Source organism: Bacteroidales bacterium, assembly GCA_041671145.1.
Lineage (GTDB): Bacteria > Bacteroidota > Bacteroidia > Bacteroidales > JAHJDW01 > JAQUPB01.
Genome location: JBAZBZ010000006.1, coordinates 57,831 through 71,937 on the forward strand (window position 1 = coordinate 57,831; position 14,107 = coordinate 71,937).

At 32.5% G+C, this 14,107-nt stretch carries 10 protein-coding genes; 3 read left to right on the forward strand and 7 right to left on the reverse strand.

The features are described from left to right. Nucleotides 1-4: 4 nt before the first annotated feature. Nucleotides 5-4,438 (reverse strand): PKD domain-containing protein, encoded by a 4,434-nt coding sequence (locus tag WC223_03600; protein MFA6923318.1) that lies wholly within the window; start codon nt 4,436-4,438, stop codon nt 5-7. Nucleotides 4,439-4,829: 391 nt separating this feature from the next. Between WC223_03600 and WC223_03605 the strand changes: the two genes are divergently transcribed. Next, entirely contained in the window at nt 4,830-5,681 is an 852-nt protein-coding gene (locus WC223_03605) for a M43 family zinc metalloprotease (protein ID MFA6923319.1), read from the forward strand. 818 nt (nt 5,682-6,499) lie between these two features. Here WC223_03605 and efp read toward each other — a convergent pair. The 6 genes from efp to WC223_03635 form a co-directional block, all read right to left on the reverse strand. Next, entirely contained in the window at nt 6,500-7,063 is a 564-nt protein-coding gene (gene efp, locus WC223_03610; protein MFA6923320.1) for an elongation factor P, read from the reverse strand. 51 nt (nt 7,064-7,114) lie between these two features. After that, entirely contained in the window at nt 7,115-7,942 is an 828-nt protein-coding gene (gene tsf, locus WC223_03615) for a translation elongation factor Ts (GenBank protein MFA6923321.1), read from the reverse strand. Nucleotides 7,943-7,970: 28 nt separating this feature from the next. Beyond that, nucleotides 7,971-8,909 (reverse strand): 30S ribosomal protein S2, encoded by a 939-nt coding sequence (gene rpsB, locus WC223_03620; protein ID MFA6923322.1) that lies wholly within the window; start codon nt 8,907-8,909, stop codon nt 7,971-7,973. A 19-nt stretch (nt 8,910-8,928) separates the two neighbouring features. Next, nucleotides 8,929-9,315, reverse strand: a complete 387-nt coding sequence (gene rpsI, locus WC223_03625; GenBank protein ID MFA6923323.1) for a 30S ribosomal protein S9 — start codon at nt 9,313-9,315, stop codon at nt 8,929-8,931. 5 nt (nt 9,316-9,320) lie between these two features. Beyond that, the gene (gene rplM, locus WC223_03630) at nt 9,321-9,776 is read right to left on the reverse strand and encodes a 50S ribosomal protein L13 (protein ID MFA6923324.1); all 456 of its coding nucleotides are present in this window, start codon (nt 9,774-9,776) and stop codon (nt 9,321-9,323) included. Between the two features lie 226 nt (nt 9,777-10,002). Further along, entirely contained in the window at nt 10,003-10,779 is a 777-nt protein-coding gene (locus WC223_03635) for a toxin-antitoxin system YwqK family antitoxin (protein MFA6923325.1), read from the reverse strand. Nucleotides 10,780-11,078: 299 nt separating this feature from the next. Between WC223_03635 and WC223_03640 the strand changes: the two genes are divergently transcribed. After that, nucleotides 11,079-12,617, forward strand: coding sequence for a Re/Si-specific NAD(P)(+) transhydrogenase subunit alpha (locus tag WC223_03640; protein MFA6923326.1), 1,539 nt, complete (start codon nt 11,079-11,081; stop codon nt 12,615-12,617). Nucleotides 12,618-12,623: 6 nt separating this feature from the next. After that, complete coding sequence (locus WC223_03645) at nt 12,624-14,012, forward strand: NAD(P)(+) transhydrogenase (Re/Si-specific) subunit beta (protein ID MFA6923327.1); 1,389 nt, start codon at nt 12,624-12,626, stop codon at nt 14,010-14,012. Nucleotides 14,013-14,107 lie beyond the last annotated feature (95 nt).

The following is a 14,107-nucleotide window of genomic DNA, read 5'->3' on the forward strand; positions in this document are numbered from 1 at the left end:
AAAATTATCTGAGAATTTTAATTAACCCTTTTTTTGTTATCGGTTCTTTATCAATGTATGTTTCAGCAATTACATAATAAGTATAAGTTTCAGTATTCTGAGGGGTTCCTTTATATTTTCCATCCCAGCCGACTTTAATGTCATTGGACTCAAATAATAATTCGCCCCAGCGATTAAATATTTTGAAAGAAATTAATTTCTTTATTCCCCAACCTGCAACATAAGCTATATCATTTATTCCATCTCCGTTAGGTGTAAATGCAGAAGGAACATCTACTGAAGATACCGGTAAAACTTTAATAGTAAATATGGATTCTCCGGTAAAACAACCCAATGTATCTCTAAATGTAACAACATATTTAATGTCTTGCAAAGTTGAGGAATTAGGTACGGGACAATCAGGACAACTTAAATCTTTTGGGGGGTTCCACGAATAAGTAAAGCCATCTCCGGCGTTACCATTTAGATTAACTTTTTCCCCCACAACAATTGTTGTATCCCATATTATTTCATTTGGCGGCTGTTGAATATATACATAAACATTTTTACTGTCAGTGCAGCCATTTATATCTGTTACTTTTATTTGATAATTTGTTGAAGTTTTCGGTGAAGCATAAGGGTTGGCAATAGTATCAGAACTTAATCCGGTGCTTGGTGTCCATTTGTATTTTATTGCATTATTTGCATTTGAGAATATTTGAACTGATTTATTAAAGCATGTATCTCCTCCACTTGCTATGATTTCAGGAAGAGGGAATATAATCATTTTTTTTGTAATTGTATCTTCGCAAGTTGTTGCAGTATTTTTAACTAAAAGCTCAACATTATATGTTCCGGCAGATTTATATTTGTGTTGAGTGTTAAATGTATTGTCTGTATAACTGTCTCCGAAATTCCAATAATAAGTATTTGCAGAATCTGAAGTATTAATAAAATTATCGGTGATATTTAAACAATGAGCTGTATCAATAGAACTAATTTCATTATTTCGTTTAAAGTCGGCAATAACCTGATGTACTTTTAAAGGTTTTGAAAATGTTTTAGGACAAGTTGAATCCTGCGACCAGCATATAAGAGTAATATTATTATTTCCATTTGAAGGATGATAATTAAATATATGATAAATGGGATTTGATTTATTAGCACCTGTTCCATCTCCAAAATCCCAATGCCATGTATCTAAATTAAAAGTATCTGATGTATTCAGTGATATCAATACACTATCACCTTTACAAACTGATGAAGGTGTTACGTTAAAGTTTGCTTTGGGTCCATACAACTGAAATGTTTTTAAAGAGCTGTCTTTGCATCCAAAAGTAGTTGTTAAGTATAATTTCACTGTATATTTACCGGGCTCTCCGTAATGCTGATATACAGAAGCATTAGAAATAGTTGCTCCGCCTGTTCCTAAATCCCATATACGTGAAACATAATTTTTATACCTGTTTGCTGTATCAATAAAATTAATATCTTTTGGGTAACACCTATTTGCGGCAGTATCCAAAGAAGAATAAAAATTAGGATTAGGATAATCCTGAACGTGAATATAATTAGAAATTGTACTTTGACTTGGACAATTTATAGAATCATTAATTTTAAGATTAACGCTATATGTTCCGCTATTAATATATTTATGATAAGGATTTATTATGGTATCCGTTTTGCCATCTCCAAAATTCCAACTATATTTTTCATGAGTTGTAACAACAGGATTAAATCTGACTGAATCGCCGACACAAAGATTTAATTTTGGTGTTGCACTAAAATTTGGATTTGGTTTTGATGGAATTATTGTATAGTTAGCTGTAGAACTACAACCTAATTTATCTGTTATTGTTAAAGTAACAATAAAAGAATTTGGTGCTGTATTAGTATAAAGATGGGATATTGAGTCAATGGTAGATGTTCCGCCATCACCAAAATTCCAGTTGTATGAAGTTATTGTTGTATCGGCAGTAGTACCTTTTGTATAAAAAATTACATCTTGCGGCACACAAATATAGGTTGAGTCGCAAACAATTTTAGGGAAAACTCCAAAGGACTTAACTCTTTTAGATATTGTATCCCAACAATAATTAACATCTTTAACCACAAGTTTTATATTATGATATCCGGAATTAGTAAAAATTTGATTGGTATTGGTACTGCTTGTCATTTTTGGCGGCTCATTATCAAAAAACCAAATGTATCCGGAATTATCACATGAAACATCAACATCTGTGGAACCAATAGAGTTAAATGGATTAATCACATTATTACAAAGTAAAGTATCAGGAGTAAAAAATGCTTTTAATTTTCTGACTTCAGCTATTTTTGTGTCTGTCCATGGATTGCAGCCCGTAGTATCGTTTTCAGCTTTAAGGGTAACAGTATAATTTCCGGAATTAATATATTTGTGCGAAACTATTGCTTGAGTTGTATTGTTAAGATTTGTGCCATCACCGAAGTTCCAACTCCATATTTTTGATTGTTGGGGAGCTGCTGTAAAAATATATACCTGTGGCGAATCGCAATACGATTGAGTTGTAAAAGTTATTATAGGTCCTTTAACCCATATTAAAGAATTTTTTGTAATTGAATTATAACAACCTTTTGACCCAACTTCAAGTTCTACATTCTGTGGTCCAGTGGAAGAAATAAATTTCCACGTAGGATTGCCATCATTAGGACAATGTGATGTCATAAATCCTTTGCCATCGGAGTAATAATGCCAAGTGTCAATACTGTCGGACAAAGGGGTTTTATCAGTGAAAGTAACTTCTTCATCAGGACATAGAGATGTTTTTGAAACGCTAAAATCAGGGAAGGGAATTTTACCAACATCTATTTTTATTGCATAAGAAGTATCAATACATCCTTTAATATTTGTAATAACGAGTTTAACCCAGTATGTGCCGGGATTATTAAAAGTATGCGGAACGTTTTTTCCACTGGTAGTTGTTCCATCGCCCCAAATATATTTCCAATTTGTAATTTCATCACACGACCTGCTTGAATCGGAAAAATTAACTTCTAATGGAGCACATCCATAAGTTATATCAGGCATAAAGCGTGCTATTGGCAGGCAAACAGTATCAATAAGTTTAGTTAAAGTAGCCGTACAACCGTGAGATGTTGTAACAGTTAAAGTAGCGTAAATTTTGGATTTATTAATAATAATGTATTGACTGGTATCGCTTCCTTTTTCAATAGTTATTACAGGATTGCAATTAGTTGAAGACGAAGGATTGATTTTTATTTTATTATGCAGAGAATCATCATCAGTCATTTGAGGAATATGAGAAAAGCTCCAACTGCATGTTGTTCCAGGTGAAGAATTATTAGTTAAAGTAATACTTGCCGGAATAGAACAGAAATATGTTGGAGTAAAAGTAAAATTTGCTGTAGGAATTTCCACATATATTCTTCTTGTTGTATCATCCTGACAATTTCCTGAAGAAATTACAGTTAATTTAACATTATAAAATCCGGAATTGGTGTATGTATGAAAAGGCGAATTACCATTTGTCCCATCCCCGTAAATCCAAATAGCTGTAGTTCCTGGTGTTGAATTATTTATAAAAGTAACAGGATTACATACTGTATCCCCAACATTGAAAGAAGCTACTGGTTTTCCAATTGATATTATTTTTTTTACAGAATCAGAACAGCCATTAATATCAGTTACAATAAGCTTTGCAGTATAACTGCCATTATGTGTATATGTTATAACAGGAGAAGGAGTAATAGATGAACTAGTTTGTCCATTACCGAAATTCCATATATAATTCAAAGTTTTATTCTGCGTAGCATTACTTGTAGCAGTAGTATTGTAAGTAACAACAAATGGCACGTTGCATGAAATTAAATTCAAAGGATTTGTAATTACAGATATTGTCGGTTTTTGAGAAACAGATATATATAGTTTTTTTACAATAGAAGAATCACAGCCATTATCATCAATTACTATCAATGATACATCAAATACTCCTCCAAGTGTATAAACGTATTGTGGATTCGGGTTATTTGTATTATCTCCTCCTCCATCACCAAAAGTCCACTGCCAATTTTTTATTGTACTTCCTCCCCAACCTGTAGATTGGTCGTTAAAGTGCATTAAATGAGGAATACATCCTTTTAAATTATCAGGAGTAGTAAATTTAGGAGTAGGTTTTCCAAAAACTTTTATATTAATGGTTGAACTATATGGTGATGAGTTAACAGTAGCATCATATTTAACTACATAATTACCGGTTAAAGCATACGTATGCTGAGGATTATTGATATTGCTTCCGGCGCCATCGCCAAAATCCCATAAAATATTTGTTGCTCCGGGTACTCCTGTAAAATGAACTAAAAATGGAGCACAACCAGTACTATCATCGGCTTGTTGTGAAAAAACAAAATTTGAAGTAAATAAAAAAAATAATGTAAAAATTATATAACTTTTTTTAAACATCTTTATTTAAATTTGATACCGCTTTGTAAGTGGTATAAAAAACGATATGAAATGTCATTATGAGTTTGTGAACGGTATTTTTTTATTTTTCTAAACATACTATAAAATAATTATTACTTTTCTATATTATTCAACAAACATAAAAAAATAAAACACTCCTGTCAAGTGCATTTTAGAATTCGCTGGAAACTATTTAGAATTTGTAGCACTTTTGTGAGAATTCGTCAAATAAATGAATTAACTCCGATATTATTATGGACAAACTCTAATTAGTTAATACTTAATTAGCAAATATATAATTTTACTTTTATTAATTCTAATTTTATTTTATTGAATATTTATATATTTTTGTTAATTAAATTTAATTTTCATATAAACTAATAGCAACAAAATGAAAAAAATAACTGCTTATTTATTTTTTTACTTTTCAATAATTTCATATTTATATGCTCAGGAAAACAAATGTGGAACAGTTGTCTCACCTGAGTTTATGAAATCATACAAACAAAGAATCAAGAATGAATTTAATAAAACCAGAAATGTTAACATCAAGGCATCCACTGTACCCGATACATGTTTGAATAAAGAAATTGCCATAACCATGCATATTGTTTGTGATAGTACAGGAAGTTGTAAAATAACAAAAAGCGATATTGACGATGCTTTTACTATTCTTAATAATGATTTTAAACCAATATGCTTATCATTTAAAATATGTAAAATTGACACAATAAAAAATTGGAAATATAATTTTTTTGATAGCCAAATTGAAGAAAAAGAAATTTTCACATTATATTATAATCCTAAAACAATAAACGTATATCTTGTAGAAAAAATAAAGCTTAATGGAGGTTATCCTGCCGGATATGCACCTCTTCCTCCAAGTTCGGATTATATTTTTTTGAATAAATCTGCTATTAAAACTTCAATATCGCATGAAATGGGACATTATTTTAATCTTCTTCACACTTTCGAAATTTCAGGTGGTGCAGAAGATGCTGATGGCGATAACTGCGAAACTGCCGGCGATTTAATATGCGACACTGAAGCCGACATTGAAAACGCACAATTTTCAGGATGTACTTATATTGGTAGTGCAAAAGATACCAAGGGGGATTATATTACGCCTCCAATATGCAATCTTATGTCGTATCATCCGAAAGCATGCAGATGCTGTTTTACAACACAGCAATATAATCGTATGGCTCACGCGTATATTTATTTTAGAAAGTATTTGTATTAAGCTCTGCCGGTAGGATTTATTATTTAAGTAGTTTAAAATATAGTATATATATTATTTTTATTATTCTAAATTGGATTTCGCTTTACTGCGGTAATATGTATTCCAACCGAATCGTGACCTATTCCCTATCCAAGAAGCTATTTTTTTAAATTGATATCGCAATAAAAATCTATGGGGAATTATTGAAACCTTATGATTAGAGAATGACATTAAAATGAACTTTCTTATATTTTGTTTGTCTTCAGAATTTTCTGAATTTGCATCCAGACAATCCCTTTGCATTTGTTCAACAGTGAACTTATACGAAAGTTCATCTAAATATTGTCTAAATTTTTTTTTTGATTTTACAGTTATCATAATTATTTAGAGATTAATAAACCTAATACTAATTAGAGTTTATGGACAAGTACTAATTAAGGTTGATGACACTCAATAAATAAATTTTTTATTTTCTTATTATCTTCTAATAACGAATTATTTTAACTGATTCACCTTTTTTGTTTTCCTAAATTTTGTTTTAAAAAACAATTTTCTTTTACAATAATTCATTTATAATTAATAAGATATTACAAAATTAATAAGAAAAAAATAAAATAATAAAAAAAAATAAAATTCAATATTTATTCTTAATATCACTATCAATTTGTACTATGAATTATCTTTGATATTCGATGTAAATACAGAAAAAAAATATAAGTATATAATACTTGATGAAATTTATTAATATATTGTTTTAATGAAAGGGAAAGATAAAAAAACAGGAACTCCCACATGGAAATGTTATTGCGGAAAAGTAATCAAAAATAAATTTATTGACTTTATTTTGCCCGTTCGGAATATGAAAGTGATCTGGTATCAACTTTAATTCTGTCACCCTGATTAATAAACAGGGGAACATTAATGATTGCACCTGTTTCTACTTTTGCCGGTTTCAGAGTATTTGTAGCAGTATCACCTTTTAATCCGGGCTCTGCATAAATCACTTCCATTTCAACAAACGGAGGTAATTCACATGAGAGGGGGGTTTCGGTATCGGCATGAAATAATATTTGCACTTCCTGACCTTCTTTTAATAAGGAAGGAGCATTAATAAGATTTTCATCAATTACAATTTGTTCAAAAGTTTCGGAATGCATGAAATTGTATCCCATATCATCCTTGTAAATAAACTGGTAAGTTCTGTTTTCAACACGCGCAACGTCAATTTTAACGCCCGAAGTAAACGTATTTGGAATTACCTTGCCTGTTTTCAGATTTTTAAGTTTTGTTCGAACAAAAGCAGGTCCTTTGCCAGGTTTGACATGCTGAAAATCAACAATTGTATATAATTCGTTATTAAATTCAATACAAAGACCATTTCTGAAATCGGCTGTTGTTGGCATATTAATTAATCATTAATTATCTGAAAATTTATTTTCTGGAACTTAGCAGAGTTAATTGCCAAGCTGGAAACGCCTGAATTCAGTTACCTGCAATTCTTTATCAGTTTCCTGCAAATATTGTCTTACGGTTTTCTTATTATCTTTAATAAATTCCTGATTTAAGAGAGTACTTTCATTATAGAATTTATTTATTTTTCCTTCAGTAATTTTTTCGAGCATTTGTTCTGGTTTTCCTTCCTGTCGAACCTGTTCCATGGCAATTTCTCTTTCCCTTGCAACAAGTGCAGGGTCAACGTCTGCCTTGTCAATGGCAACAGGACTCATGGCAGCAATTTGCATTGCAATATCTTTGCCCGTTTCGGTGCTTGTTTCTTTGTTAAATCCTACAATTGAAGCGAGGCGGTTACCCGGATGAACATAAGAAAATACTTTACTTGCATTTACTACCGCATATTTTGATAACTGAATTTTTTCACCAATTTTTCCGAGCATTTCATTCAATTTTTCAGAAACAGGTAATCCGTTTATTTTTAATCCGCAAAGTTCTTCAACGTTTTTCGGAGAATTCTGAACTGCAATGTTTAAAATTTCAGAAGCAAAATCAATAAATTCCTGATTTCTTGCAACAAAATCGGTTTCACAATTCAACATGATAATAAATGCCTTTTTATTATCATCGGAAGTTTTCGCAAGAATTACGCCTTCGTTGGCTTCTCTGTCGGCACGCTTGCTTGCTACTTTTTGTCCTTTTTTTCTGAGAGTATCAATTGCTTTTTCAAAGTCGCCTTCTGATTCTACAAGTGCATTTTTGCAATCCATTATTCCTGCACCGGTCATTTGTCTTAATTTATTAACATCTGCTGCTGTAATGTTTGCCATTTTTCTGTTTTCTTTTAAAAATTAAACTTTATTTCTTTTTCTGAAATCTTCTTGGTTTATCTCTATGAAAATCGTCATCCTTTCTCGGAGTACCTTTAATTTTAAGAGCTTCTTTCTTTGCAGGAGATATTTTATGTTTTCCTTTAATAACATCTTCATCTTCTTCCTCTGAAATCATTGTGCTTATTCTCTTTTCTTTCATTTTTATTTCATCATCATCTTCTTCAACTTTTGCTTCTTTCTTTATTCTTTCTTCTTCTATCTGTTTTTCCTTATCAATTTTTCTTTCATCCAATCCTTCCTGTACTGCTTCAGTGAGAGCTTTAACAATCGCTTCAATAGATTTTGCTGCATCATCGTTGCCTGGAATAGGAAAATCTATTTTATTAGGGTCGGAGTTTGTATCAACTATGCCGAAAGTAGGAATACTTAATTTTTTTGCTTCAGCAACCGCGATATCTTCTTTAATAATATCGACAACGAATACTGCAGCCGGAAGTCGTGTGAGGTCAACTATACTGCCGAGGTTCTTTTCAAGTTTTGCTCTTTGGCGGGTAACCTGCAAGCGTTCTCTTTTCGACAAATTTGTAAATGTACCATCAACCGCCATTTTATCAATAGATGACATTTTTTTTACGGCTTTTCTTATTGTAACAAAATTGGTGAGCATTCCGCCGGGCCATCTTTCTGTAACATAAGGCATGTTAACTTTTTTAACATAGTTTGCCACTACATCCTTTGCCTGTTTTTTTGTTCCAACAAACAAAATCTTTTTACCTGATTTTGCAATTTGTTTAAGTGCGGAAGATGCATCTTCAATTTTCGCAACAGTTTTATTGATGTCGATAATATGTATGCCATTACGTTCCATAAAAATATACGGAGCCATATTGGGATTCCATTTTCTTTTTAAGTGTCCGAAGTGAACACCAGCATCTAATAGTTCTTTGTAATTTGTTCTAGTCATATTTTTATTTGAATAATTTTTATCGTTTACTAAATTGAAATCTTTTTCTTGCTTTTTTCTGTCCCGGTTTTTTTCGTTCAACCATGCGCGGGTCTCTTGTCATTAAACCACTTGCTTTCAAAGGAGGTTTATTTTCTGCATTGACCTTGACCAATGCACGTGAAATAGCCAGTTTGAGAGCATCTGCCTGTCCCGATATTCCTCCACCCACAAGATTCACTTTCAAATCAAACTTTCCGGTACTGTTGGTAAGTTCGAATGGCTGGTCTATTCTTGCCTGTAAAATGGATATAGCAAAATATTCTTTGTAGTCCTTGCCGTTAACTGTGATTTTTCCCGTGCCTTCCTTCATGAAAATTCTTGCTACTGAAGTTTTTCTTCTTCCGATAGTGCTTATTATTTCCATCTTTATTATTTTATTGAGTTAAGTTTTATTTCTTTTGGTTGTTGTGCTGTATGAGGATGTTCGTTGCCTGCGTATATATGTAAATTTTTAATTATCGCATTGCCAAGACGGTTTTTTGGAAGCATACCGCGTACAGCTTTTCTTATTATTTGTGTGGGATCTTTTATAAGAAGCTTTTTGGGTGATGTAAATCTTTCTCCACCGGGATATCCCGTATAATGCTTGTAAACTTTATCGGTTAATTTTTTGCCTGTAAGTTTTATTTTTTCGGCATTGATGATGATAACATTATCACCGCAATCAACGTGAGGAGTAAAGTTTGTCTTATACTTTCCCCTGACAAATTTTGCAACTTTTGAAGCCAATCTGCCCAGAATTTCATTTTCTGCATCAATTAAAATCCATTCTTTTGTAACTGTTAATTTGTTTGCAGAAATTGTTTTATAACTAAGAGTGTCCACCTTTTTATTTCTTTATTATTAATATATATTCTTTTATTTCCTTTTAAAATGGGGTGCAAAGGTAAAATTTTTTTTCAGTAATACAAATTTATTATGCAACATTTTTAAGGCGAGAACTTCTATTCATAAATTCAATTTTTAAATGCGGCAAGAATCAAGGGAATTTAATATAATTCAAAAGATTCCATCTTATCGAAAGATGGAATCTTTGTACTTATTCTAACTTTTATTTTTTCTTTTTCACTTCCTCTCCACCTTTAAATACAGTAGTTTTAATGAGTTTTGCGTTTTCATCAAATTCTTTCCATTCACCTTCTTTCTTTCCATTTACATACATTCCCTGTATTTTCATTTGTCCTTTTTCATAATACTCTTTATGCTCGCCTTCTTCAACGTTATTCTTAAAATTCTGTTCACTCATAGTATTTCCGTTTTCATAATACGAAGTTTGCATGCCTTCAAAATTTCCGTTTTTATAATTAATTACAGTAGAAATCCTGCCAGATGTATAATACCACCTTCCCTCACCGTTTCTGATATTATCAACATATTGACTTTCTTCCTGCAGCTTTCCTGAATCGTAAAATGTTCTTTTGCTTCCGTTTATTTTTCCGTATTTATAAGAAATTTCGGTTTTTAATCTTTCTGATTCAAAGTATCTGCAATCGCCATCAAGCACGTCATCTATATAATATTTTTCTTCTACAATTACACCATTTTCATTTAATAATAATGAAAGACCATTTTTCTTTCCGTGGATATAATTTTCAACTTGTATAAGTCTTCCACTGCCAGTATTATATCCGAGCCACTGACCTTCTTTTAAGTCATTTACGTATATTCCTGTGGAATACATATTATCAATTTTGATTCGCCATTTTCCGGTTTTTAAATTTTTCGCATCTCTTTTATTAATGGTATCGCCATTATAGATTTCGGCATTCTGTGCTGAAATGCTTATCCACAAAGCCGTTAAAATAATAATTGCAAATAGTTTTTTCATAACCAAATCAAATTTATTTAAGCAAAACTAATTAAATTAATTTTTATAAAAATTAATTTTTATAAAAATATAAAAATAATTTTGATGTTTTTTAAAAAAAGAATTACGTTTGTGCCCGTTTTTATACAATAATTGTTTTTAACAAAAAAATCTATTTTAAAAATACGGATATCAAGAATATTTGAAAACGAACAAAAACAATTTTAAATTCATTATAAATACTACGTGGTGTTTTTTTATTTTAAATACAAGATATATTATACACTTTTGAATTTATTAAAACATAAAATTATGAAAATATGAAAGTAGGAATTCTAAAAGAGTTGAATCAAAGCGAATTTAGAGTCGCTGCAACTCCCAAAACGGTTACACGCTTGAAAAAGCAGGGTTTTAGTGTGCTTGTGGAATCTGGTTGCGGATTAAAAGCAAAGTATTCTGATGCTGAATATTCATCGGCTGGTGCTGAAATTATTTCTTCAGCAAACGAGCTTTATTCTAAGTCAGACATCATTCTTAAAGTTCAGCCACCCACAGAACAGGAGGTTGGTTTAATGAAAAAAGGTACGTTAATGTTAAGTTACCTTTGGCCTGCACAAAATCAACAACTGTTAAAAAAATTATCTGAAGCTGGCGTTAACGCCATAGCAATGGATGCTATTCCAAGAATTTCACGTGCACAGAAAATGGACGTATTGTCTTCAATGGCAAATATTGCAGGTTATAGAGCTGTTATCGAAAGCGCCAATTATTTCGGTCGTTTTTTAAATGGACAAATTACTGCTGCAGGGAAAGTTGAGCCGGCAAAGGTACTTGTTATAGGTGCTGGTGTTGCTGGTTTGGCTGCTATCGGAACGGCAAAATCATTAGGTGCCATTGTCAGAGCATTTGATACAAGAAAAGAAGTTGCTGAACAAATTCAGTCCATGGGCGCCCAATTTATAACTGTTGATATAAACGAGGATGGATCCACTTCTTCGGGTTATAGCAAATCAATGAGTCAGGCATTTATTGATGCTGAAATGGCATTGTTTAAACAACAGGCATCAGAAGTTGACATTATTATCACTACTGCACAGATTCCAGGTAAAGAAGCACCAAAACTGATATTGAAAGACCATGTTGAAGTAATGAAACCGGGTTCGGTAATTGTTGATTTGGCAGCAGGAACAGGTGGCAACTGTGTCTTAACAAAAAAGGATGAAGTTTATACAACTACAAACGGAGTCACTATAGTTGGCAAGGTTGATGCACTTCCTTCGCAAGCAAGTTTCCTTTATGGAAATAACTTGTGCAACCTATTAGATGACATGGGCAAAGCTGACAGTTTTAAAATAGATATGGCTGATGATATCGTAAAGCGTGCCATGGTTACATTTGAAGGAAAAATAAACTGGCCCCCGGAGCCATTAGCTGTAAGCGTCAATAAAACAACAGAAACACCAAAACCTTCTGCTGAAGAAGAAGCCAAGAAAAAGGCCTCAAAAGTAAAAAAAGCAATTATTTCGAATATTATATGGCTTGCAATTATTGGTGTACTGTTCTTCTTCCTTGGTAAAGTTGCACCTGCTGATTTTATGTCGCATTTTACTGCTTTTGTTCTTGCCGTTTTTGTTGGCTGGAATGTAATCTGGAATGTTACTCATGCTTTGCATACTCCGCTAATGTCGGTTACAAATGCAATAAGCGGAATTATTATCATCGGAGGATTGCTTATTATACAGGATGATTTTACTAGCCCGAGAACTATATTGGCTTTTATAGCAGTATTGATTGCAAGCATTAATATTGTCGGTGGTTTTATGGTTACATATAGAATGTTAAAAATGTTTAAAAAATAAATAACTATGATTACAACAAATATTCAAATAGCAGCGTATATCTTTTCTTCAATCCTGTTTATTCTAAGTTTATCAGGATTAGCTTCACAGGAAACAGCAAAAAAAGGAGTTATCTATGGTATTATAGGGATGATTATTGCCATTATGGCTACAGTATTTGGCGAAAATATCCAGGGATATACTTATATAATTGTAGCAATGGTTATAGCTTCCATTATTGGAATTATTGTTGCAAGGAAAGTTGAAATGACTTCAATGCCGCAGCTTATCGCATTACTTCATAGTTTTGTTGGTATGGCTGCAGTTTTAGTTGGTTTCGGTACTTTTATCGACCCTCATACTTTTGAATTGACAGGAGCTGAAAGGTCAATACATCTTGTTGAAATTTATGTTGGCATATTTATTGGCGCAATTACTTTTACAGGTTCTGTTATTGCTTGGGGAAAGCTTACCGAGAACATCTCCGGTAAACCACTTGTTTATATGGGGAAAGATATTGTAAATGTAGTCCTTCTTTTGGCATCTATTGTATTAGGTGTTTTGTTTGTTGGTGCTGACAGTTCTCATGCTATGTTATATTTAGGTATAATGACCGCCATTGCAGCATTTTTCGGAATAATTATGGTGATGGCTATCGGTGGAGCAGATATGCCTGTTGTAATATCAATGCTGAATTCACTATCAGGATGGACAGCTGCTGCTTCCGGTTTCATGCTGGGAAACGACCTCCTTATTGTTACCGGTGCACTGGTAGGTAGTTCGGGTGCAATTCTTTCAATAATTATGTGTAATGCTATGAACAGGTCTTTCTTTTCAGTTATATCAGGTGGTTTTGGTCAGGAAATTAAAACAGGAAAGAAGCTGGAAGGAAAAGTAAATTCAATAACTCATGAGGAAGCAGCTGAAATTCTTAATGAAGCACAATCAATTGTTATTGTTCCCGGATATGGCATGGCTGTTGCTAAAGCACAGTATCCTGTTCACGATATGGTCGAGAAATTAAAGAAAAAAGGGAAAACTGTCCTATTTGGTATTCATCCGGTAGCAGGACGTCTTCCCGGACACATGAATGTTTTGCTTGCTGAAGCAAATGTGCCTTATGATATTGTTTTGGAAATGGATGAAGTTAACCCTGATATGCCGGAAACAGATGTTACAATGGTTATTGGTGCTAACGACACGGTTAACCCCGGAGCGCAGGAAGACCCCTCAAGTCCGATTTATGGAATGCCTGTTGTTGAAGTTTGGAAAGCAAAAAGGGTTATTGTTATGAAACGTTCTATGGCAGTAGGTTATGCAGGCGTTGAGAATCCTCTGTTCTATAAAGAAAATGCCGCCATGCTTTATGGCGACGCTAAAGAGAGTGTTGATAAAATTAATAGTAATCTGAAGTGATTTTTAGAAATGTTTATATAATGAAGCCGTCCCAAAAACAATGACGGCTTTTTTTAAACAAAAATGGCATAAGTATTCACAATCCTTTAATTATC

Coding starts and splice junctions, on each gene's coding strand:
- WC223_03600 (MFA6923318.1), bottom strand. CDS start 4,438: ATGTTTAAAAAAAGTTATATAATTTTTACATTATTTTTTTTATTTACT.
- WC223_03605 (MFA6923319.1), top strand. CDS start 4,830: ATGAAAAAAATAACTGCTTATTTATTTTTTTACTTTTCAATAATTTCA.
- efp (MFA6923320.1), bottom strand. CDS start 7,063: ATGCCAACAACAGCCGATTTCAGAAATGGTCTTTGTATTGAATTTAAT.
- tsf (MFA6923321.1), bottom strand. CDS start 7,942: ATGGCAAACATTACAGCAGCAGATGTTAATAAATTAAGACAAATGACC.
- rpsB (MFA6923322.1), bottom strand. CDS start 8,909: ATGACTAGAACAAATTACAAAGAACTATTAGATGCTGGTGTTCACTTC.
- rpsI (MFA6923323.1), bottom strand. CDS start 9,315: ATGGAAATAATAAGCACTATCGGAAGAAGAAAAACTTCAGTAGCAAGA.
- WC223_03635 (MFA6923325.1), bottom strand. CDS start 10,779: ATGAAAAAACTATTTGCAATTATTATTTTAACGGCTTTGTGGATAAGC.
- WC223_03640 (MFA6923326.1), top strand. CDS start 11,079: ATGAAAGTAGGAATTCTAAAAGAGTTGAATCAAAGCGAATTTAGAGTC.
- WC223_03645 (MFA6923327.1), top strand. CDS start 12,624: ATGATTACAACAAATATTCAAATAGCAGCGTATATCTTTTCTTCAATC.